This window comes from Clostridium sp. AF34-10BH, from assembly GCF_003478095.1.
In the GTDB taxonomy this organism is placed as follows: Bacteria; Bacillota; Clostridia; order Lachnospirales; family Lachnospiraceae; genus Acetatifactor; species Acetatifactor acetigignens.
This window is the reverse complement of record NZ_QUEC01000012.1, coordinates 49,275-71,620: the sequence shown is the minus strand read 5'-3', so window position 1 is coordinate 71,620 and position 22,346 is coordinate 49,275. Positions and strand designations below refer to the sequence as shown.

General features: G+C 48.0%; 23 protein-coding genes and 1 other annotated feature. Of the genes, 13 read left to right on the top strand and 10 right to left on the bottom strand.

Annotated features, from left to right (window positions below):
* The first annotated feature begins 34 nt into the window (after positions 1-34).
* Positions 35-385, top strand: a complete 351-nt coding sequence (locus tag DWZ61_RS09815; RefSeq protein WP_022312172.1) for a transcriptional regulator — start codon at positions 35-37, stop codon at positions 383-385.
* Between the two features lie 54 nt (positions 386-439).
* On the opposite strand, the gene fliD is transcribed toward DWZ61_RS09815, so the two are convergent.
* Positions 440-1,735 carry a flagellar filament capping protein FliD gene (fliD, locus tag DWZ61_RS09810; RefSeq protein ID WP_182427044.1) on the bottom strand — a complete coding sequence of 432 codons (1,296 nt, stop codon included), beginning with the start codon at positions 1,733-1,735 and terminating at the stop codon, positions 440-442.
* A 230-nt stretch (positions 1,736-1,965) separates the two neighbouring features.
* Between fliD and rpmG the strand changes: the two genes are divergently transcribed.
* The 10 genes from rpmG (at position 1,966) to rpoC (ending at position 14,204) form a co-directional block, all read left to right on the top strand.
* Positions 1,966-2,115 carry a 50S ribosomal protein L33 gene (gene rpmG / locus DWZ61_RS09805; protein ID WP_022153716.1) on the top strand — a complete coding sequence of 50 codons (150 nt, stop codon included), beginning with the start codon at positions 1,966-1,968 and terminating at the stop codon, positions 2,113-2,115.
* Between the two features lie 27 nt (positions 2,116-2,142).
* On the top strand, positions 2,143-2,346 hold the full coding sequence (gene secE / locus DWZ61_RS09800; protein ID WP_022153715.1) for a preprotein translocase subunit SecE: 204 nt from the start codon (positions 2,143-2,145) through the stop codon (positions 2,344-2,346).
* A gap of 15 nt (positions 2,347-2,361) precedes the next feature.
* On the top strand, positions 2,362-2,880 hold the full coding sequence (gene nusG / locus DWZ61_RS09795; RefSeq protein ID WP_117465605.1) for a transcription termination/antitermination protein NusG: 519 nt from the start codon (positions 2,362-2,364) through the stop codon (positions 2,878-2,880).
* A 178-nt stretch (positions 2,881-3,058) separates the two neighbouring features.
* Positions 3,059-3,484 (top strand): 50S ribosomal protein L11, encoded by a 426-nt coding sequence (rplK, locus tag DWZ61_RS09790; protein ID WP_117465604.1) that lies wholly within the window; start codon positions 3,059-3,061, stop codon positions 3,482-3,484.
* 61 nt (positions 3,485-3,545) lie between these two features.
* On the top strand, positions 3,546-4,235 hold the full coding sequence (rplA, locus tag DWZ61_RS09785) for a 50S ribosomal protein L1 (protein ID WP_118503843.1): 690 nt from the start codon (positions 3,546-3,548) through the stop codon (positions 4,233-4,235).
* A gap of 226 nt (positions 4,236-4,461) precedes the next feature.
* The gene (rbr, locus tag DWZ61_RS09780) at positions 4,462-4,998 is read left to right on the top strand and encodes a rubrerythrin (RefSeq protein WP_118538312.1); all 537 of its coding nucleotides are present in this window, start codon (positions 4,462-4,464) and stop codon (positions 4,996-4,998) included.
* Between the two features lie 39 nt (positions 4,999-5,037).
* Positions 5,038-5,161: a sequence feature (ribosomal protein L10 leader region), on the top strand.
* Positions 5,162-5,316: 155 nt separating this feature from the next.
* Positions 5,317-5,835, top strand: coding sequence for a 50S ribosomal protein L10 (gene rplJ / locus DWZ61_RS09770; RefSeq protein ID WP_117465603.1), 519 nt, complete (start codon positions 5,317-5,319; stop codon positions 5,833-5,835).
* A 53-nt stretch (positions 5,836-5,888) separates the two neighbouring features.
* Positions 5,889-6,260: a 50S ribosomal protein L7/L12 gene (rplL, locus tag DWZ61_RS09765; RefSeq protein ID WP_022153710.1), complete on the top strand. Its 372-nt coding sequence runs from the start codon at positions 5,889-5,891 to the stop codon at positions 6,258-6,260.
* Positions 6,261-6,536: 276 nt separating this feature from the next.
* Positions 6,537-10,466, top strand: coding sequence for a DNA-directed RNA polymerase subunit beta (locus DWZ61_RS09760; protein WP_118503849.1), 3,930 nt, complete (start codon positions 6,537-6,539; stop codon positions 10,464-10,466).
* Between the two features lie 27 nt (positions 10,467-10,493).
* Positions 10,494-14,204, top strand: coding sequence for a DNA-directed RNA polymerase subunit beta' (gene rpoC / locus DWZ61_RS09755; protein WP_118538263.1), 3,711 nt, complete (start codon positions 10,494-10,496; stop codon positions 14,202-14,204).
* Between the two features lie 67 nt (positions 14,205-14,271).
* Here the strand turns inward: rpoC and DWZ61_RS09750 are convergent, their stop codons facing one another.
* The 9 genes from DWZ61_RS09750 to DWZ61_RS09710 are packed head-to-tail and all read right to left on the bottom strand — an operon-like array spanning position 14,272 to position 20,009.
* Complete coding sequence (locus DWZ61_RS09750; RefSeq protein ID WP_022312354.1) at positions 14,272-14,688, bottom strand: hypothetical protein; 417 nt, start codon at positions 14,686-14,688, stop codon at positions 14,272-14,274.
* Entirely contained in the window at positions 14,681-15,133 is a 453-nt protein-coding gene (locus DWZ61_RS09745; RefSeq protein ID WP_118538261.1) for a hypothetical protein, read from the bottom strand. The genes DWZ61_RS09750 and DWZ61_RS09745 overlap by 8 nt, the downstream gene beginning before the upstream one ends.
* Before the next feature lie 30 nt (positions 15,134-15,163).
* Positions 15,164-15,679, bottom strand: coding sequence for a DUF4860 domain-containing protein (locus tag DWZ61_RS09740; RefSeq protein WP_022312356.1), 516 nt, complete (start codon positions 15,677-15,679; stop codon positions 15,164-15,166).
* A gap of 15 nt (positions 15,680-15,694) precedes the next feature.
* Positions 15,695-16,033, bottom strand: coding sequence for a hypothetical protein (locus DWZ61_RS09735; RefSeq protein ID WP_118538259.1), 339 nt, complete (start codon positions 16,031-16,033; stop codon positions 15,695-15,697).
* 12 nt (positions 16,034-16,045) lie between these two features.
* On the bottom strand, positions 16,046-17,098 hold the full coding sequence (locus DWZ61_RS09730; protein WP_118538257.1) for a type II secretion system F family protein: 1,053 nt from the start codon (positions 17,096-17,098) through the stop codon (positions 16,046-16,048).
* A gap of 19 nt (positions 17,099-17,117) precedes the next feature.
* Positions 17,118-18,131: a transglutaminase-like domain-containing protein gene (locus DWZ61_RS09725; RefSeq protein ID WP_172594796.1), complete on the bottom strand. Its 1,014-nt coding sequence runs from the start codon at positions 18,129-18,131 to the stop codon at positions 17,118-17,120.
* A 57-nt stretch (positions 18,132-18,188) separates the two neighbouring features.
* Positions 18,189-18,704, bottom strand: a complete 516-nt coding sequence (locus DWZ61_RS09720; RefSeq protein ID WP_118503859.1) for a hypothetical protein — start codon at positions 18,702-18,704, stop codon at positions 18,189-18,191.
* A gap of 4 nt (positions 18,705-18,708) precedes the next feature.
* Entirely contained in the window at positions 18,709-19,272 is a 564-nt protein-coding gene (locus tag DWZ61_RS09715) for a sigma-70 family RNA polymerase sigma factor (RefSeq protein ID WP_117568853.1), read from the bottom strand.
* Between the two features lie 32 nt (positions 19,273-19,304).
* On the bottom strand, positions 19,305-20,009 hold the full coding sequence (locus DWZ61_RS09710) for a GGDEF domain-containing protein (RefSeq protein WP_117465596.1): 705 nt from the start codon (positions 20,007-20,009) through the stop codon (positions 19,305-19,307).
* Positions 20,010-20,469: 460 nt separating this feature from the next.
* Here DWZ61_RS09710 and DWZ61_RS09705 point away from each other — a divergent pair, with 460 nt between their 5' ends.
* Both DWZ61_RS09705 and pssD read left to right on the top strand, forming a co-directional pair.
* Positions 20,470-21,873 carry a polysaccharide biosynthesis tyrosine autokinase gene (locus DWZ61_RS09705; protein ID WP_117465595.1) on the top strand — a complete coding sequence of 468 codons (1,404 nt, stop codon included), beginning with the start codon at positions 20,470-20,472 and terminating at the stop codon, positions 21,871-21,873.
* 19 nt (positions 21,874-21,892) lie between these two features.
* On the top strand, positions 21,893-22,345 hold the full coding sequence (pssD, locus tag DWZ61_RS09700; RefSeq protein WP_022312364.1) for a PssD/Cps14F family polysaccharide biosynthesis glycosyltransferase: 453 nt from the start codon (positions 21,893-21,895) through the stop codon (positions 22,343-22,345).
* The last annotated feature ends 1 nt before the right edge of the window (position 22,346 follow it).

Here is a 22,346-nt window from a genome sequence, read left to right as displayed (position 1 = left end):
GTACCAATTTTGGAGGATACGTGGAGGAATAAATATGACTAAGGCGGAGATTTTAAAGAAAGAAATTTTGAGACAGTATCGTAGTGTCAGACAGTTTGCCATGGAGATGAACATTCCCTACAGCACACTGGTGACTGCATTGGAGCGCGGGATTGAAGGAATGGCGTACGGAACAGTGATCAAGATGTGTGACAAGCTGAGCCTGAACCCGGTGGATTTCTCTTCTCTGGAGAGAGATGCTTCTCTGGGAGCACAGCTTCTGGAAAACCGTGTTATGCAGAACTACGTGAAGCTGAACCAGACAGGTAGAGACAAGATTCTGGAGCTGATGGATGATTTTGTACAGATTGATAAGTACAAGGCCAAATCCAAAAAGGCAAAATAAGAAAACAGAAGCAGAAAATGAAATAACAGCTACTGTTAATTCCCCGGAAGGGAATCAACAGTAGCTGTTAAACATCATACCGCTGTAAGCGCTGGTAATGTAAGGACTGGCAAAATTGTGACCGGGATTTTTGTAGGCCACAATTTTTTTGTCTACATAATTCATAGGATTCAGAGCAACCTGATCACTCTTGTGTAAAAGCGAACTGCTGAATTCTTTTAGTACATTGAAGCCGGACAGGTCATTCCCGGATTCCGCGGCGGTCTGCCGCAGCTTTTCATCATTGACAGATAGAATACCATCCTCCTGCAGGTGCATTCCCATGTTTTCCAGAGAAGTACCGTAGTGGGAAGCTATGGAGGAGAATTCGTGAATCAGCTGTTTGCTTCTGGACTGTGTCTCCAGGTAGGAGGAAGCTGTTTTAATAAATTCATTATAACTGCCTACCAGCTGGATGATATTGTCTGTGATGGATTCGGTATCTGTTTTCAGACCGACATGTGTGGGCTGATCCTCCGGACTGACGGCTTTTAACTGTACATCGAACAGTTTTCCTATTGTAAAGTGGTTGGAAGAAGCGGTTCGTTCTTCACCATTGAGATAAAATCTTGCGTTGCCGGCAGGACGACTGACATAATTCAGTCCGAGGTAATCCACAACACCGGAGGTCTTGCTGGTATGATCATCGCTGACCTGAAAATGATAGGCCTTGCCGTTCGGTACACCGGTAGCATCCGAGGTCAGACGAAGTGCGTAACGGGAATCGGATTCCATCACATCTGCTGTGATACCGATATCCGCGTTGTTGATCAGACGGGACAGACGTTCCGTGATCTGCCGGTTCGTATCACCCTCGCCAATATTGAACTGGAATTCATAGTTCATATCGTTGATCGCAATATCAAAAGAATAGGTGGCAGGAGCAAGCGTGGTTGCCAGATCCGGAAGAAAATAACCCAGATTCTCCTGCGGCGTGGCCAGCTGTTTTACTTCGATATCAAATTCCGGAGAAGCTCCTGTGGTGGTATCGGAGCCTATGTAGGAAGCCTCCACGATATCATCGTCTGTGGAGTAGGCACTCTTTTTCCGGAACAGTCCATCCGTCTCCAGTCCGCCGATCTGTGCGATGGTGTTGTGCAGTTCGCGGGCGTTTTCCTTCAGATCCACGGCATAATGCTGTGTGTCTTTATTGGTGGTGGGAAGATACCAGGGAGTGTCCTTGTTCAGCTTTACGATAGAGTTGTATACACTGCGAAGCTCACTCTTTTTATGGGTGTCATATTTTGTAATCTGTCTTGATGCATAGGTGGTCAAGTAGTTATTATAGACAGTGTTCATGATAGCACTCATAGGCATCTCCTTTCTTCCCTGCGGATGAATTGGGACGGGGAAATCCAATACCCCACTTTTATGCGATCATTATAGCATAATAAATAAGAAGAAACAAGAAAAATAGTGGGATTTTTGGGAAAACAGTTGACGAAGACCGCAGATTATGTTATAGTATCCAAGCGAGATGAGATTTAGGTCTTTTTTTTATGCTTAAATTTAGAGATCAGAAAACACGTGGAGGTAGAAAAATGCGTACAAAAATTACTTTAGCATGTACCGAGTGCAAGCAGCGTAACTACAATACTACCAAGGATAAGAAGACTCATCCTGATAGAATGGAAACCAAGAAGTATTGTAGATTCTGTAAGACACATACATTGCACAAAGAAACCAAATAATCAGCCGTTCTAGTATGGGAGGTCGAAATGGGAGATTCCGCAGAAAAACAGAAGCGCCCCAGTTTCTTTAAAGGCGCAAAAGCTGAATTTAAGAAAATTTCATGGCCGGACAGACAATCAACATTGAAGCAATCCGTAGCGGTTGTTGCAATATCAGTTGTAGTGGGTGTGATTATTGCGGTTCTGGATTATTTTATCCAGTACGGCGTAAACTTCTTAACATCATTATAGAGCGAGGGTGATTGTATGGCAGAGGCAAAATGGTATGTAGTCCATACCTATTCAGGATATGAGAACAAGGTCAAAGCCAATATTGAGAAGACCATAGAGAACAACAAGAGTCTGGCAGAACAGATCCTTGAAGTAAGAGTTCCCATGCAGGATGTCGTAGAACTGAAAGACGGCGCCCGCAAGACGGTCTCCAAGAAAATGTTCCCCGGTTATGTGCTTCTCAACATGGAGATGAACGATGATACCTGGTATGTCGTTCGTAATACCCGTGGTGTGACCGGTTTCGTAGGTCCCGGAAGTAAACCTGTACCTCTTACAGAAGCTGAGATGAAGCCTTTGGGCATTAAGACCGAGAATGTATCCATCGACTTTGGTGAAGGCGACAGCATTGCTGTTGTGGCCGGAGTATGGAAGGATACCGTCGGCGTGGTGCAGAAACTGGACTATGGCAAACAGACAGCTACGATCAATGTAGAAATGTTTGGAAGAGAGACCCCTGTGGAAATCAGCTTTGCAGAGGTCAGAAAGCTTTAATAAGTTTACAAGGATATTTTTTCTCACGGGCAATTCCGGAGATAAAATATAAAACTCTCAGAAACCGCAAGGTGAAGAGAGTGGCAGCATGAAAGGAACGAGAAGTCGTTCCAGTGGGAGCAGGAGGCGAGCAACAAGGCAGCCTGCGCCGAATTACCACATTATAGGAGGTGCCACAATGGCAAAGAAAGTAGAAGGATATATCAAGTTACAGATCCCTGCCGGCAAAGCAACACCGGCTCCCCCTGTTGGTCCTGCACTTGGACAGCACGGGGTTAACATCGTTGAATTTACCAAGCAGTTCAACGCAAGAACAGCAGACAAGGGAGATCTTATCATCCCCGTAGTTATTACTGTATATGCAGACAGAAGCTTTAGTTTCGTTACAAAGACTCCCCCTGCAGCAGTACTGTTAAAGAAAGCCTGCAACATTAAGTCCGGTTCCGGCGTTCCTAACAAGACCAAGGTAGCTACCATTTCCAAGGCTAAGGTTCAGGAAATCGCTGAGATGAAGATGCCGGATCTGAATGCAGCAAGCCTGGAAGCAGCTATGAGCATGATCGCTGGTACTGCACGCAGCATGGGTATTGTTGTTGAGGAGTAACTTATAAATATTTGGGAGGCAATGAAAAAAATATTGCCGCTGGAACCTAGGAGGTAAAATAATGAAACATGGTAAGAAATATACCGAAGCTGCCAAGCTGGTAGATCGTGCTACATTCTATGAGCCCAACGATGCTATCGCTCTGGTTAAGAAAACTGCAACTGCTAAATTCGATGAGACCATCGAAGTTCACATCAGAACCGGTTGTGACGGACGTCACGCTGAGCAGCAGATCCGTGGCGCAGTTGTACTGCCTAACGGAACTGGTAAGACTGTAAAAGTTCTGGTATTCGCAAAGGGCGATAAGATCAATGAGGCTGAGGCTGCAGGCGCTGACTATGTTGGTGGCGAGGAGCTGATCCCGAAGATCCAGAACGAAGGATGGCTGGACTTCGACGTTGTAGTAGCAACCCCTGATATGATGGGCGTTGTAGGTCGTCTGGGTAAGGTTCTCGGACCTAAGGGCTTAATGCCTAACCCTAAGGCTGGTACCGTAACCATGGATGTAACCAAGGCAGTTAACGATATCAAAGCCGGTAAGATTGAATACAGACTTGATAAGACCAACATCGTGCATGTTCCCGTTGGTAAGGCTTCTTTCTCTGAGGAAGCTCTGCAGGAGAACTTCAATGCACTTATGGACGCAATCGTAAAGGCTAAGCCCAGCGCATTAAAGGGTCAGTATCTGAGAAGCATCACTCTGACCAGCACTATGGGACCTGGCGTTAAGGTTAGCGTAGCAAAGTTCTAATCTGATCTCTAATCTAATTAGATAACGAATGCAAAAGAGCCGCTTCACTGTTTACAGTGAGGCGGTTTTTGTGATAGAATACATTTATCCTTAGGAAACAATAACTGGCTGCCTGCAGGTATGCTGGTTACGAGTTCGAACGTTCGAAGAACGGAGAAACCGTATGTTTTAGAATAAAGGTTACCTCCAAAAGGTATAGTAGATGAAAAGAGAAGGAGAAAACACCATGAACAAATATCAGGGAACCCAGACAGAGAAAAATCTCCAGGCGGCATTTGCCGGAGAGTCCCAGGCACGTAACAAATATACTTATTTTTCATCTGTAGCAAAGAAGGAAGGGTATGAGCAGATCGCAGCTATTTTCTTAAAGACTGCAGATAATGAGAAAGAACATGCAAAAATGTGGTTCAAGGAACTGAACGGCATCGGTGATACCAAAGCAAATCTTGCTGCAGCATCCGAAGGTGAGAATTTCGAGTGGACTGATATGTATGAAGGTTTTGCGGCAACTGCAGAGAATGAGGGATTCCCTGAACTGGCGCAGAAATTCCGTATGGTTGGAGAGATCGAAAAGCATCATGAGGAAAGATACCGCGAACTGTTAAAGAACGTGGAGACAGCAAAAGTGTTCGAGAAGAGTGAAGTGAAGGTATGGGAGTGCCGCAACTGCGGGCACATCGTGGTAGGCACCAAGGCACCGGAGGTTTGCCCCGTATGTAATCATCCCCAGAGCTATTTTGAAATTCATGCAGAAAATTATTAAATAATCCTTGACAAACACGGTCTCCCATGCTATTCTATCTGAGGTTGTAAAACCATGCCGAAGACAGCAGGTGCAAGGGAGACCGAGCGTAAGTCCTGCCGAGGAGATAAGTATGATGATATCATCTCTCTGTGTCTTCACAGAGAGTTTTTTTTACTTTATAGGATTTTATCCTATAAAGCAAAACGCTCCGCGAGGATCGCACTGCGGCGAAGTGGAATATATCGCTAAAGCGATTCGCCGCAGGCGTAGAATCCTGCGAGCAGGATTCTATTTATATTCTTCTTATCGGCACAAAATCTATAAGGAGGTAAAGAAATGGCAAAAGTTGAATTAAAACAGCCTGTAGTAGAAGAGATTTCTGCTGGTATCAAAGATGCCCAGTCTGTAGTTCTGGTAGACTACCGTGGACTTACTGTTGAGCAGGATACCCAGTTACGTAAGAGCTTACGTGAGGCAGGAGTTAGCTACAAGGTTTACAAGAACACCATGATGAACTTCGCGTTCAAGGGTACACAGTTCGAAGGTCTGTCCGAGTATCTGGAAGGACCCAGCGCAATGGCTTACTCTACCGAGGATGCAACCGCTCCTGCAAGAGTACTGGCTCAGTTCGCTAAGACTGCTGATAAGCTTGAGATCAAGGCCGGTGTGGTAGAAGGTACTGTTTATGATGCTAAGGGTATGGCTGCAATCGCTAACATCCCTTCCAGAGACGTACTCATTTCCAAACTGCTTGGCAGCTTACAGAGTCCTATCACCAATTTTGCACGTGTTATGAATCAGCTGGCTGAAAAAGGCGGCGCAGCAGCTTGCGAAGCAGCACCCACAGCTGAATAATAATTGCAGCTAATTGACAATCAATCAAAATATTTCAAATGGAGGAAATTAAAATGGCTAAATTAACAGCACAGGAATTAATCGATGCTATCAAAGAGTTATCTGTATTAGAGTTAAATGATCTCGTAAAGGCTTGCGAGGAGGAGTTCGGCGTATCTGCAGCAGCTGGCGTTGTTGTAGCAGCAGCTGGCCCTGCTGAAGCAGCAGAAGAGAAGACTGAGTTCGACGTAGAGCTGACCGAGGTTGGCGCTGAGAAGGTTAAGGTTATCAAGGTTGTTCGTGAAGTAACCGGTCTGGGCCTGAAGGAAGCTAAGGACGTAGTTGACGGAGCTCCTAAGGTTGTTAAGGAAGGCGCTTCTAAGGAAGAGGCTGAGGACATCAAGAAGAAGCTTGAGGAAGTTGGCGCAAAGGTTACTCTGAAGTAATTTTTAACCAGTATATGACGGACCATGTGCCGGCACCTGCCGGCGCATGGTTTTTCTTATTCGCATCTGTCAGTTATTAATTTTTAAAAATATCTATTCTTTTTAAATAATTCAAAATATTTCCTTGACGTATTTCTAACATTGTGCTATTATGGATAGTGCACTATTGTGCGGTACCATGCTTATTTGTCATGCCAAAAAACTGGCGTTTATATATACTGCATTGTTGCCGACGCAAAATAGGCTTTAAATCTGAAAGAACGGGGTGAAATGTCAATGGAAAAGAACAGAATACGTCCGATTGCCGGTACCAAGGTTATGCGTATGAGTTATTCAAGACAAGAAGAGGTTTTAGAGATGCCCAATCTGATCGAGGTCCAGAAGGACTCCTATCAGTGGTTTTTAGACGAAGGCTTGAAGGAAGTCTTTGACGACATCTCTCCGATCGCTGACTACAGCGGTTCCTTGAGTCTGGAATTTGTGGATTTTGAACTCTGCAGGGACGACGTGAAGTATTCTATCGAAGAGTGTAAAGAGAGAGATGCTACCTTTGCAGCACCTCTTAAGGTTAAGGTTCGCCTTTATAACAAGGAGAAGGAAGAAATCAGTGAGCATGAGATCTTCATGGGTGATCTTCCGCTGATGACTGAGACCGGTACTTTCGTAATCAATGGCGCAGAACGTGTTATCGTCAGCCAGTTGGTTCGTTCTCCCGGTATCTACTACGGAATCGGACATGATAAGATCGGTAAGAAGCTCTTCTCCTGTACCGTGATCCCGAACCGTGGTGCATGGCTGGAGTATGAGACCGACTCTAACGATGTCTTCTATGTACGTGTGGACAGAACCCGTAAGGTTCCCATTACCGTACTGATCAGAGCCCTGGGTATCGGTACCAATGATGAGATCCGTGAACTCTTCGGTGACGAGCCCAAGATCGAGGCAAGCTTTACCAAGGACACTGCTGAGAATTATCAGGAGGGTCTGTTAGAGTTATACAAAAAGATCCGTCCCGGTGAGCCTTTAAGCGTTGAGAGCGCTGAGAGCCTGATCAATGCTATGTTCTTCGACCCCAGAAGATATGATTTAGCCAAAGTCGGCAGATATAAATTCAATAAGAAGTTAGCTCTGAAGAATCGTATCCGTCATCAGATCCTGGCTGCAGATGTAGTGGATCCTTCCACCGGTGAAGTGATCGCATCCGCAGGAGACAAGGTGACCGCAGAGCTGGCAGATACCATCCAGAACAGCGCAGTTCCCTTCGTATATATCCAGACCGAAGAGAGAACTGTAAAAGTACTGTCTAATCTGATGGTAGATCTGACCCACTATGTAGATTGCAATCCCAAGGATTTCGGTATCCATGAACTGGTATACTATCCGGTTCTGGCCCAGATCCTGGAAGAGTTCGGCGATGATCCCGAGAAGCTGGCAGAAGCAATCAAGAAGAACGTACATGAACTGGTACCCAAGCATATTACCAAGGAAGATATCCTGGCTTCCATCAACTATAATATGCATCTGGAGTATGGCCTGGGCAACGATGATGATATCGACCATCTGGGCAACAGACGTATCCGCGCAGTAGGTGAGCTGCTGCAGAACCAGTATCGTATCGGTCTGTCCAGAATGGAGAGAGTGGTACGTGAGCGTATGACAACACATGATGCTGAGGATATTTCTCCCCAGTCTCTGATCAATATCAAGCCTGTAACCGCTGCAGTGAAGGAGTTCTTCGGATCTTCCCAGCTGTCTCAGTTCATGGATCAGAATAACCCTCTGGGTGAGCTGACCCACAAGAGACGTCTGTCTGCACTGGGCCCCGGCGGTCTGTCCAGAGACCGTGCCGGATTCGAGGTTCGAGATGTACATTACTCCCATTATGGAAGAATGTGCCCTATCGAGACACCCGAAGGTCCTAACATCGGTCTGATCAACTCTCTTGCAAGCTATGCAAGAATTAATGAATATGGTTTCGTAGAGGCTCCTTATCGCAAGATCGACAAGTCCGATCCTAAGAACCCCCGCGTTACCGATGAAGTAGTCTACATGACTGCGGACGAAGAGGATAATTACCATGTGGCACAGGCAAACGAAGCACTGGATGCAGAGGGACATTTCGTGAGAAAATCTGTTTCCGGACGTTATCTGGATGAGACACAGGAATATCCTAAGGAAATGTTTGATTACATGGATGTATCCCCGAGAATGGTATTCTCTGTGGCTACTGCACTGATTCCTTTCCTGCAGAACGATGATGCGAACCGTGCGCTGATGGGATCCAACATGCAGCGTCAGGCTGTGCCTCTGTTAAGCACTGAGGCTCCTGTGGTTGGTACCGGTATGGAAGTAAAGACAGCGGTTGACTCCGGTGTCTGCGTAGTGGCCAAGAAGCCCGGAACCATTACCTATGTATCTTCCAAGATCATTCGCATTGCTTATGATGACGGAGAAAAGGCAGAGATCCATCTGACCAAGTTCTCCCGCAGTAACCAGTCCAACTGCTACAACCAGAAGCCTATCGTATTCAAGGGTGACCATGTAGCGGCAGGTCAGGTCATTGCAGACGGTCCTTCCACCTCTCAGGGTGAGCTGGCACTGGGTAAGAACCCTCTGATCGGTTTCATGACCTGGGAAGGTTACAACTACGAGGATGCGGTTCTGCTAAGTGAGAGACTGGTACGTGACGATGTTTATACTTCCGTTCATATCGAGGAGTATGAGGCAGAAGCCCGTGACACCAAGCTGGGACCGGAAGAGATCACCCGTGATGTTCCCGGTGTCGGTGACGATGCACTGAAGGATCTGGATGACAGAGGTATCATTCGTATCGGCGCAGAGGTTCGTGCCGGTGATATTCTGGTAGGTAAGGTTACTCCTAAGGGAGAGACTGAACTGACCGCAGAAGAGAGACTGCTGCGTGCCATCTTCGGTGAGAAGGCAAGAGAAGTAAGAGATACCTCCTTAAAGGTACCTCATGGCGAATATGGTATTGTAGTGGATGCCAAGGTATTTACCCGTGAGAACAGCGATGAGCTGGCACCCGGAGTAAATCAGGCAGTCCGCATTTATATCGCACAGAAGAGAAAAATCTCCGTAGGCGATAAGATGGCAGGCCGTCATGGTAACAAGGGTGTCGTTTCCCGCGTGCTTCCTGTAGAAGATATGCCTTATCTGCCCAACGGACGTCCTTTGGACATCGTGCTGAACCCTCTGGGCGTGCCTTCCCGTATGAATATCGGACAGGTCCTGGAGATCCACCTTTCCCTGGCTGCCAAGGCTCTGGGATTCAATGTGGCAACACCTGTCTTCGATGGTGCGAACGAGAAAGATATTATGGATACGTTGGATCTTGCCAACGATTATGTAAACCTTCCTTTCGACGATGCAGAAAGTGCAGAGTGGAAAGAAAAGGGACAGGAAACTACCGCAGACGGTAAGCCCTGGGCAGGAGAGACCTTTACCAGCAAGCATGGTGAAGAGCTTCTTCCTGAGGTTATGCAGTATCTGTCTGAGAACAGAGATCACAGAGGAGTATGGAAGGGTGTTCCCATTTCCAGAGACGGTAAGGTGCGTCTTCGTGACGGTAGAACCGGTGAATACTTTGATGGCCCTGTAACGATCGGACACATGCATTACCTGAAACTGCATCATCTGGTAGATGATAAGATCCATGCGCGTTCTACCGGACCGTACTCCCTGGTAACACAGCAGCCTCTGGGTGGTAAAGCCCAGTTCGGCGGCCAGCGTTTCGGAGAGATGGAAGTATGGGCTCTGGAGGCGTATGGCGCATCCTACACCCTGCAGGAGATTCTGACTGTGAAGTCCGATGATGTGATCGGACGTGTGAAGACTTACGAAGCAATCATCAAGGGAGACAATATCCCTGAGCCCGGTATCCCCGAGTCCTTCAAGGTTCTGTTAAAGGAACTGCAGGCACTGGGTCTGGATGTCAGAGTGCTGCGTGAGGATCAGACCGAGGTTGAGATCATGGAGACTGTCGATTACGGCGATACCGATTACCGTTATGAGATGGAAGGTGATCGTAAGTACGATGACGATTACGACAAGAGCTCCCTTGGCGAGATGGGCTATCAGTCACAGGAATTTGATGACAATGGTGAGCTGGTGAACTCTGAGGACGACGATTACGTTGACGATGATTACACCGATGATAGCTTTGACGGCAGTGATGATGAATTTTAATGCTTTGTATAGAAGGGAGTGCCATTAATGTCAGAAACAAAAAATGAAACAACCTATCAGCCTATGACATTTGATGCCATCAAGATTGGATTAGCTTCCCCGGAGAAAATCCGGGAGTGGTCCCATGGTGAGGTATTAAAGCCCGAGACGATCAACTATAGAACACTGAAGCCCGAAAGAGACGGTCTGTTCTGTGAGAGAATCTTCGGACCCAGCAAAGACTGGGAATGTCATTGCGGTAAATATAAAAAGATCAGATATAAGGGCGTTGTCTGCGACCGTTGTGGTGTAGAAGTTACCAAAGCCAGCGTACGTAGAGAGCGTATGGGACATATCGAGCTTGCAGCTCCCGTATCCCATATCTGGTATTTCAAAGGTATCCCCAGCCGTATGGGCCTGATCCTGGATCTGTCTCCCAGAATCCTGGAGAAGGTTCTGTACTTCGCTTCCTATATCGTTCTGGATCCGGGAACCACGAACCTTGAATACAAGGCAGTGCTGTCCGAGAAGGAATATCAGGATGCAAGAGAGACCTGGGGCAACAAGTTCCGTGTAGGCATGGGTGCAGAGGCTATCAAAGAGCTGCTGCAGGCCATTGACCTGGAAAAAGAGGCAGTAGAGCTGAAGACCGGTCTGAAGGAATCCTCCGGTCAGAAGCGTGCACGTATCATTAAGAGACTGGAAGTTGTAGAAGCTTTCCGTGAGTCCGGTAATAAGCCGGAGTGGATGATCATGGATGTGGTTCCTGTCATTCCTCCCGATCTGCGTCCTATGGTACAGCTGGATGGCGGACGTTTTGCTACCTCCGATCTGAATGATCTGTACAGAAGGATCATCAACCGTAATAACCGTCTGAAGAGACTGTTAGAGCTTGGTGCTCCTGATATCATTGTTCGTAACGAGAAGAGAATGTTGCAGGAAGCGGTAGATGCTCTGATCGATAACGGCAGACGCGGACGTCCTGTTACCGGCCCCGGTAACAGAGCACTGAAGTCTCTGTCCGATATGTTAAAGGGTAAGACCGGTCGTTTCCGCCAGAACCTGTTAGGTAAGCGTGTAGACTACTCCGGACGTTCCGTTATCGTCGTTGGACCGGAACTGAAGATCTATCAGTGTGGTCTGCCGAAGGAAATGGCAATCGAACTGTTCAAGCCTTTCGTAATGAAAGAACTGGTAGCCAAGGGAATCAGCCAGAACATCAAGAATGCGAAGAAGCTGGTAGAAAAGCTGGATACACAGGTATGGGATGTGCTGGAAGAGGTTATCAAGGAACATCCTGTTATGCTGAACCGTGCGCCGACACTGCACAGACTGGGCATTCAGGCATTTGAGCCGATCCTGGTAGAAGGTAAGGCAATCAAGCTGCATCCCCTGGTATGTACCGCATTCAACGCGGACTTCGATGGAGACCAGATGGCTGTACATCTTCCTCTGTCCCAGGAGGCACAGGCAGAGTGTCGTTTCCTGCTGCTGTCTCCCAACAACTTACTGAAGCCTTCCGATGGTGGACCCGTAGCCGTTCCTTCCCAGGATATGGTACTTGGTATCTACTATCTGACCCAGGAGAGACCCGGTGCGATCGGTGAAGGTAAGTATTTCAAGAGCGTAAACGAAGCAATCCTGGCATATGAGAACCAGGCGCTGACCTTACATTCCCGCATCCATGTGCGTATGCACAAGGTAAATGCAGAGGGCGAGACCATTACCGGTACGGTAGAGTCCACTCTGGGACGTTTCATCTTCAATGAGATCCTGCCTCAGGATCTGGGATTCGTAGACAGAAGCGATCCCGAGAACTTCCTGAAGCTGGAAGTAGACTTCCACGTAGGTAAGAAGCAGTTGAAGCAGATCCTGGAGAAGGTCATCAATACCCACGGAGCATCCAAGACCGCAGAGGTACTGGATGATGTTAAGGCTATCGGTTACAAGTACTCTACCAGAGCTGCTATGACCGTATCCATTTCCGATATGACCGTCCCTGAGAAGAAGGGTGAAATGCTGGCAGCTGCACAGGCTACCGTAGACAAGATCGCAAGCAACTTCAGACGTGGTCTGATCACCGAGGAAGAGCGTTATCGTGCCGTTGTAGAGACCTGGAACGAGACCGATAAAGAGCTGACCGACGTACTGCTGTCCGGTCTGGATAAATACAACAACATTTTCATGATGGCAGACTCCGGTGCGCGTGGTTCCAGTCAGCAGATCAAACAGCTGGCAGGTATGCGTGGACTGATGGCTGATACTACAGGTAGAACCATCGAGCTGCCCATTAAGTCAAACTTCCGTGAAGGTCTGGACGTACTGGAATACTTCATGTCCGCACATGGTGCACGAAAAGGTATGTCCGATACCGCTCTGCGTACCGCAGACTCCGGTTATCTGACCAGACGAATGGTTGACGTATCTCAGGAACTTTCTATCCGTGAAGTAGACTGCTGTGAGGGTCAGGCTGAGATCCCTGGTATGGTAGTCAAGGCATTCATGGATGGCAAAGAGACCATTGAAGGCCTGAAAGACAGAATCACAGGAAGATATTCCTGCGAGGATATTTATGATAAAGACGGACAGTTGATCGTTAAGCACAACCACATGATCACCCCCAGCCGTGCTGCCAAGATCTTAAGTGTTGGTGTCAATGCACAGGGTGAGCCCATTGAGGAAGTGAAGATCCGTACGATCCTGACCTGCCGTTCACACGTTGGTATCTGTGCAAAATGTTACGGTGCCAACATGGCAACCGGTGAAGCCGTACAGGTAGGTGAAGCAGTTGGTATCATCGCTGCACAGTCTATCGGTGAGCCCGGTACCCAGCTGACCATGAGAACCTTCCACAGTGGTGGTGTCGCAGGTGACGATATCACTCAGGGTCTTCCCCGTGTCGAGGAGTTGTTCGAGGCCAGAAAGCCTAAGGGACTTGCAATCATTGCTGAATTTGGCGGCAAGGCTGAGATCCGTGATACCAAGAAGAAGCGTGAAGTGGTAATTACCAACGAAGAGACCGGTGAATCCAAGGCATATCTGATTCCTTACGGTTCCCGTATCAAGGTTATCGACGGCCAGGTACTGGAGGCCGGTGATGAACTGACCGAAGGTAGTGTAAACCCTCACGATCTGTTGAAGATCAAGGGTATCCGTGCCGTACAGGATTACATGCTTCGTGAAGTACAGCGTGTATATCGTCTGCAGGGTGTAGATATCGCAGATAAGCATATCGAAGTCCTGGTACGTCAGATGCTGAAGAAGGTTCGTATCGAGAATAACGGCGATACCGAGTTCCTGCCCGGAACTCTGGTAGATGTTCTGGATTTCGAAGAAATGAACGAGAAGCTGACCGCTGAAGGCAAGGAGCCTGCAGAAGGTAAGCGTATTATCCTGGGTATTACCAAGGCAGCACTGGCAACCGAGTCCTTCCTGTCTGCAGCATCCTTCCAGGAGACCACCAAGGTCCTGACAGAAGCTGCCATCAAGGGTAAGGTAGATAATCTGATCGGTCTGAAGGAGAACGTTATCATCGGTAAGCTGATTCCTGTAGGAACCGGTATGAAGAGATATCGCAATACCAGACTGAGCACCGATACCGTAGAGACCATTGACTTCGGTGGTGATATGTACGGTGACGATGCAGAACTGAACCTGAGCGACGGAAGCGAACTGGATGCAGAAGGTGCAGAACTGAATGAAGATGTGAACACAGAAGCAGAAACTGTGGAAGTGGGAACAGACGCTGATAATCAGTAAAATAAAAAGACTTTATTAAGAAAGGCTCTCCGGGATTTTCCCGGGGAGCCTTTTAGAATCGGAACAATTATTGCAATTCTTCTGTATTCAGAACCTGCCAGGCAGTGATCCGGTAAAAGGTATCTTCATCAGATTCCGGATAGAGGATCTCAATGGTCACCTGCAGGGTCTGTAAGTCGGAGATTGGAATCACGTAAGATTTTCCGTGACCTACCGCCACAAAATAGGCTTCTTCGCTGTCACTGGATGCATACATGCGTTGCAACGTCTTATCCATACCTGCCAGGGATTGTTCTGCCTGATTGCAGGCGGCATAATAAGCGGTGGTACGTTCCAGCACACGGGCGCTGAGTTTGCTATCAGCGTTGGCACTGACGATGGACAGTACGGCAAAAGACACCAGGCAGAGGATCACGAATACCAGAAGGATCGAGGCGGATCCGATATTCATGCCGAATTGTTTTTTTCTGGAGGAATTATTCATGGGATCCCCTCCTTTCTGCGGTGTGATGCATGACAGAGAGTGTGTAAATGGGAGATTCCGGTGTAGATACATCATAGACGGTGATCTCGCCTTTCATGATTCCGGTCTCTTCTGCCGGAGTGCTTTTTAGTTCTGCATAAAAGCCGGCGTTATCTTCGGCAGTGCACAGAGTCCAGCTGCTGTCAAAGGCAAGGCGGAGAGTGTTTTCATCGGTCAGCTCCGATGGGGAGAACAAATCCTGCATGGCAGCCACATTGCCCTCCAGAGAGAGATAGGACTCTGCCAGATTCTGTGCCTGAATGACAGCATGATTCTGGTTTACCGTCTGTGTGCTCAAAAGATGTGAGCGGGCAAACAACTGGATACAGACGGCACTGGCCAGTGAAAAAAACAGGATCGCTATGATCATTTCCATTAAAAATAAACTGGATCTGGAATGTTTCATAATAAGTTCGGAATCCTTTCTGTTCGGTTTCTATTCTGTGGTAGTATTACAGTGCACGTGGATATAAAAAGTATGGTCCTCTCCGGAGGCGGTTCTCAGGGATATCCGGATCAGATCGTCCGACGCATAGGATAAGGAGAACTCCTGCAAGTCCATAATATCCGTACCGGCAGGCAATACCTGTCCGCCGAGAGAAGCTCCTTCCCGCATAAAAAGTTCTTTTAAATGTCCGTCATACAGATAGAGGTAAGTACAGTAGGTTTCTTCGTCAATTTCGGAAAGCATGCAGAGCGCCGGAACATTTTCCAGATCGGTCAGGAAAATACTGTCAGCGGTATCGTTCTGCCGCACCTTTTCCATGATATAAGACACCGCCGTCCGGCTTTCGTAATTGACGCCCATATCTTCTACAGTGTGCTGGTATACATCTGCTCCGATGGTAACAAGGGCAAGTGCGGAGACAGCGAATACACCGAACAACGCCAGAACGAACAAGATATCCACAATAAAATGTTTTTCCTGCTTCTGATGATTTCTATTGTTCATATGTCAGAAACTCCTTTAGTGAGCACCGGTCCGGCGAAGTACAGTGACTTCCGGAAGAAGGTTGCTGCCATAATATTCATAGTCAATGAAGAAGCTGTCCTCGTCATACAACAGTCCGTAATGCTGCTCCAGATATTCCAGAGAAGGAGGATAACAGCCTTCTACGGCATAGCACTGGGAAATGCTGTGTTCCAATGCGGTTTCCAGACTTTCCTGCTGCTTGCTCAGAGTAGATTCACCGACGGAGCCGATGCCCCGCAGAAAAAGAACAAACAATATCACAAAGGCCAGAATGGGAAGTAAATAGATCAGCTTACGCCCGAGGGACATACTTTTTTGCTCAAAACGGTTCATAGTATCGTACTCCTATCCGATGCTGGTCATAATACCCATAAGAGGCAGGATGACCGATAACAGGATCAAGCCCACGATCACCGACAGAATAATGACAAGGGTCGGCTCCAGAATGGCAATGATGGATTGTAGTCTGCGGTTGGTATTTTCCTCATAACGATCCGCTATTTTTTTGAGAACCACATCTACGTTACCGCTGCGAAAACCGACAGATACCATCTGGGAATACAGGTGGTTGAAAATGCCGGCACCGGTCAGAGCTTCGGCAAAATTGGCACCGGCATTAATGGCTTCCTTACAGCTCAGAATCTTCTGTTTCATTTTCTCGTTGCCTACCAGAGCGGCCACCATATCCAGGCTGGAATAGGTATCCATACCGCTGCTTAAGGTCAGTGCCATACCGCTGGCAAAACGTTCGCAGGCCACACTTTCATAAAAACGTCTGGTGAGGGGGAACCAGTTCAGGAACCGGGCGGTGACACGTTTGCCGGTCTGGGTTCTGGTAGCAAAAAGGTACAGTAACAACAATATGCACAGAATACTTACGAAAATAAAGGAATACCGGTTCAGATGGTTGCCGAGACGCAAAAGTGATGCAGCAAACCCGGTCATCTCACTGCCCAGCTCTATATAGACCTGCTCGAAGATCGGCATGACGCGGCTGACCAGTACCACGATGACAGCGGCCATCATGGCGATCATGATAAAGGGATATGTTACAGCATCCCGGATACTGCCTGCGATGGCATCCTCTTTTTCATAATAATCCGCCAGAGAGCTCATACACACATCGAGATTACCGGATTCTTCACCCAGAGCGATCATATGCAGGCAGTAATCGGGGAAGACCTTGGTGGCTTCCAGTGCTTTGTGAAAGCTTTCTCCCTGTCGGCATACGGTAAGGATCTCCTCGAAGATCGCCTTGCCTTCGGGAGACTGGGCATCACTTTGCAGGATGGCCATGCCCTCCACGGGCGGAATGCCTGCCTGAAACAGCATGGCAGCCTGACTGCAAAAAGAAGCGATCTCTTCATTAGAAAGTAGTTTTTTCTCTGTGGTCTTCATGGCGTTTTGTTCCCTTTCACTAATACATTTTCTGCAGGATATAATTACTGCCGTCACCGATGAACTTTTTCAGAGTCTTGTCATCCGTGTTGGCACCGAACGTAGGATCCACCAGGGTCCAGACATTGCCGTCAAATTCTATGATGCCGTTCAGCCATCCGGTATCATCGGTGTAGACACTGATCCAGGCATGGTAGGCATCCTGGGCATAGCCGACCTCCAGCCGGGTCGGGATCCGCTGGCTTCGCAGCATGCTTGCCATTACCGCGGCATAATCCAGACAGATACCGGTGCCGGAAGCAAGAATGGCATCCACATCGGAGGTATAGCCCGTAGGAGGATCGGAGGCTTTGTCGTAGTCGTAAGTAATATTCTGGGTAATATAATCATAGATCCGGGTGATCACTTCCAGATCCGAGGAAGCACCCTCGGCAAGTTCCTGTCCCTTGGCTACCACTTTGCTGTCCGCAGTAAAATTCACGTACTGGTTGGGGTAGAGAAAAGGGCTGAATGCATCCGTAATCTGTACATCGAGGTCTGCATACAGGCAGGTGGCATAATTGGTACCGGAGATATTTTCATAGATCGTCACGTCATAATATCCGTCTCCGGAAGACAAGGGGAAAGTCTCATAGCCGCCACCGTGCAGATCGTAAGTATAGACAACGGTATCCGGCCCGGTAATGCGCAGTTTGACCTTGGGACAGGTGCCGGTGTAATTGGCACAGACATAGCCGTCAGACATATGAGAATAGTCAATGACAGCCACATCATTGGAAGCTGTTGCTGTTCCGTCGGCCCGGGGCACAAGACAGACAGGCGTGGCATCCCGGAGAGGCTCTGCGTCAGTTACGGCTTCCGTTTCAGGAGAAGAGGCATCCGCAGAGCTGATATTCGTATCCGCAGAAGAAGGAACTGCGGAGGATTGTGATGGTTCGCCGTAAGTGTCTGCGACGGGGGCATCCACAGGCAGATTGTCAGAGCCGGATCCGCAGGCACATAAGCCGATTGTCATGGAATATGTAATTAGCAAAATGCGCAGTCGCGCAGATAATTTTGGCATCCGCATAAAAATCGTTACATCCTGTTGTTATTGTTCCAGGCCCGTTACATTATCGGGAGTAAAAAGCAGGTGGAGAGTCTCACCGTTTTTGACGGGGACATAAATATTGGCTTCCTCGGACAAAAACGGAAAATTGATCACACCCTTGGAGGAATCCACAGAGAGCGGTTCGATGATCTCCCCGGACACAGTCTCCATAAAAGCCTCCTCGTAAAGAATGTTGTCACCGGTGAACTTCAGACTTAAAATATTATTTTCCACATAATCCAGTGTAAGCACCGCAGGTGTGGGGGCCAACAGTTTTTCAGTCATCTCAGAGAGAGGAACGATGGCGAGCGGCGACAAAAAGGTCAGAACGAAGATCAGTGTCGTGGCAACGATCAGCCGGTTGTAGGAGGCGGCATTCACTTTTTTGCGAAGCACCAGCTTGTCAAAAGGGATCGTATTGACCGGCTGGTTGCAACTGGACAGGATATTCTGCAAAGCATTGTTGGCAGTTGTCATGTCCAGTTCATATCTGTTTTTTTTATGAAAAAACATCATTCTGTTATCCTTTCATACTTTCTTTCAAATGTTCCTGTCCGGAGGCAATGTAGCGTTTGACGCTGCTGCGGCTGATCTCCATGGCTGCAGCGATCTCTTCGAGCTTCATGTCGTTATAGTAGCGCATGATCAGGACCTGCTTCTCATTGAAAGGAAGCTGCTCTAAGGCGTCCGTCAGCCGGGAGTATTCATCCTTCTGCTGGTAGTGCAGTTCCGGATTGGTGTCCAGGTGGGGATCCTGGACAATATCCAGAATCTCCTGGCTCAAGACCTGGCAGTCGTTCTGCGGTCGGTTCTTCTGGGTCATGTCATAGCAGACGTGGAAGCAGATGCGGTTCAGCCAGGCGATAAAAACCGTGGGATCATTCAGTTTTCCAATGTTTTTCAGAGCCAGTATGTAGACCTCCTGCATAGCGTCCTGAGCGAGAAAGTCATCTCTCAGATAATGCCTGGTGTAGTTGTATACTTTATTATAGGTAAGAGCATACAATTCCGCGAAGGCATCCGAGTCGCTGTGCTGGGCACGGATCACAAGACCGGCAATGTAAGGAATGTTCATGTCTTTCATGCGTTCGTCTCACTGCTTGGTTAACGGGTTCCTTAAGCGTGGAGCTTATTGTATGTCTCTGTAAGCAGAGTGGAGAAATACTCTGCATGTGCTTCTTCATTTAAAATATATGCGTATTGGATCTGAATGGGAGCGTTACTGTGCTCCTCGTTGTATTCTTTTAACTGCTGGTTCAGACTTTCGATGAAATATTCCATGGTGTCATGGGAACCGTGGTTGACGATCATGAGGAATTCATTACCGCCGTTACGTCCCACTACACCGAAGGCATCGCCAACGCTCTCCAGAATGCCGGAGAAATCTTTTAACATCTGGTCGCCTACCACATGTCCCATAGTCTGGTTGATCTCCTTCAGATTGGTGATGGTGACCATATAGCATGCTACGTGGGCCAGAGATTCCGGTGAATCGTAGGTCTCAAAGACCACATCCAGACCGTGCCGGTTGGGGATACCGGTCAGATGATCCAGGAAGGCCGCACGGTTCAGAGCATGGCTTTCTTCGGCAAAAGTGCGTAATTTATAGAAATCGTATAATAACCATATCAGATTAAATAATGCAAGGATCCAGGAAAGTGTGCATAAGATAAACAGAGTCCGGTCTTCGAAAAGCTTTGTGCCCAGTGCAGGGTTCAGAGTCAGGACCAGAACATAGGCGGTTTCCAACAGCAGAAGAAGAATTAACTGCACGGTTTTGGTGTTACGGAAGGTTTTTACGAATTTCTTTTTCTGTATCATATAGGTTCACTCCTTTGATTGCGCTGGTGGTGAGGTGTACATCGGGAAAATACTTCGCCGTTCGCCAATCATGCAAGCATGTTGGCTCTCTTGCGCTTATTATATCATGATTCGCACCTTCGGTGCTTAACGTTGCTTCGCAACTATCATGATCAACTTCGCCGTTCGCCAATCATGCAAGCATGTTGGCTCTCTTACGCTCATTATATCATAACAGGCACTTAAAAAAAAGAAAAGAAATATTGAGCCATTCCGCTTCTTAGCGCCGTCTTTATATACGGAAATGCTTCCGGAGTGTATGAGTGGAGGCGTGGCTGCATATATGGAACGTATTATTTATACGGTTTACATAAGAAGAAAACGGACAGGCCAATGTCCGGCGTAAGATATCCATCAGGGAATTCCCTGGTGGATATTTTCATTTTAGGGAAAAGCAGAATTTGTCGAAAAGGAGAGGACAATGTTGGAAACGATCTTGAATAATTTTCATCTGGAGAAGATCCTGTGGATCCTGCAAAAAAGGATTGCATACATTATGATCCTGGGGGTACTGGGAGGAATGGCAGGAGGCGCTTATGCATATCTGACCAACAGTACACTTTACCGGGCGGAGGTATCCTTCTATGTATACAGTGATCCGGACTACGTGTATGATTCTTCGGTCAATATCTCAAATTCCGAATTTACCCAGGCCAAGAATCTGGTACAGAGTTACATATTAATCCTGAAGAGTAACACGATCCTTCAGAAGGTGCTGGAGGAAGCCGGGCTGGATTACGGAACGGAAGCTTTGTCGGGAAGAATCGGTACCAGTGTGGTGGAAAACACGGCAGTGTTCTATGTCTACACTTATGACAGCGATCCTTACCGGGCCCTGGAGCTGGCCAATGCTATCGGCAGGGTGGCTCCGAAGGAGATCGGCCGGATCGTGAAGTCCGGTGGCATTGAGGTGATCGATTATGCCACACTGCCGGAAGCACCCTACAGTTCCACCAGTCTGGTCAAATATGCACTGGTGGGCTTTGCCGGATGCTTTGGGGCATCCTTTGTATTGTTTCTGCTGGCAGGACTGATGGATACCACGATCCGCAGGCGGTACGAACTGAAGCTGGCATTCCGGATTCCGGTGCTGGGAGATATTCCGCAGATCCAGGCGCCGGACCGGAAGAGTAAGCCCGTGTTGGTATTGGGGGAGAACAGCTCCTTTGCCGTGAAGGAATCCTATAATACCATCCGGGCAAACCTGCTGTTCACGGGAAAAGGAGAACGTTGTCCGGTCTATGCCGTCACCAGTGCGGATAAGGATGAAGGCAAGACTTTGAACAGTGTCAACATCGCCATCAGTTACGCACAGCTGGGTAAAAAAGTATTGCTCATCGACGGAGACATGCGGAATATGTCGGTGGCATCTCTGCTAAAGCTCCGGGGCAGACTTGGACTGAGCCAGTATCTGGCGGGATTGCGGGAGACACCGCAGATCGTGGAATACCGGCAGAATCTGGATGTGCTGGTGGGAGGAGAAAATCCACCGAATCCTTCCGAACTGTTGGGCGGAGAGCGGATGAAGGAGCTGCTTACGACGTTGCGTAGCCGGTACGACTGCATCATTATTGATCTGCCGCCGGTAGGAATTGTGACGGATGCCCTGCTATTGTCCCATGAAGTCACCGCCTATCTTCTGGTGGTGCGGGCCGGCGTCAGCCATATGAGCCGGGAAAAGTCGGCGGTGACACTGTTAGAGCAGGTGGATGCGGATATCTGCGGCATCCTGTTCAACGGCCTGCCGCCAAAATCTAAGGACTGTAACTACAGACTGCAGCAATACTGGCAGGAATATAAACAGCAAAATGGGGAAGCAGTTTGAAAAAAACCGGGAGGTCTTTATGAAAATATGTTTTGCCGCATCGTCGGGCGGCCACTTTGAACAACTGATGATGTTAAAACCGCTAATGGAAAAATACGAAAGTTTTGTAGTAACGGAGAAAACAGGCTATGAGGTGAAGACACCGGTGAAATGTTACTATCTGCAGCAGGTGAACCGGAGACAGTGGAGATGCCTTTTTTATCTGTTGAAAAATACCGTGGATTCGTTGCGGCTGTTGCATAAAGAACAGCCGGATGTGGTGGTCTGCACCGGAGTGCTGGCCATGATCCCGCTGTGCATGGAAGCCAAGCTCTCCGGCAGGAAGCTGATCTACATCGAGTCATTTGCCAAAGTGACTTCGGCCACACTGACGGGAAAACTGTTATATCATTATGCGGATCGTTTTTATGTCCAATGGACACAGATGAAGGAAATCTATCCGGATGCGATCTGCCTGGGGGGAATTTATTAGG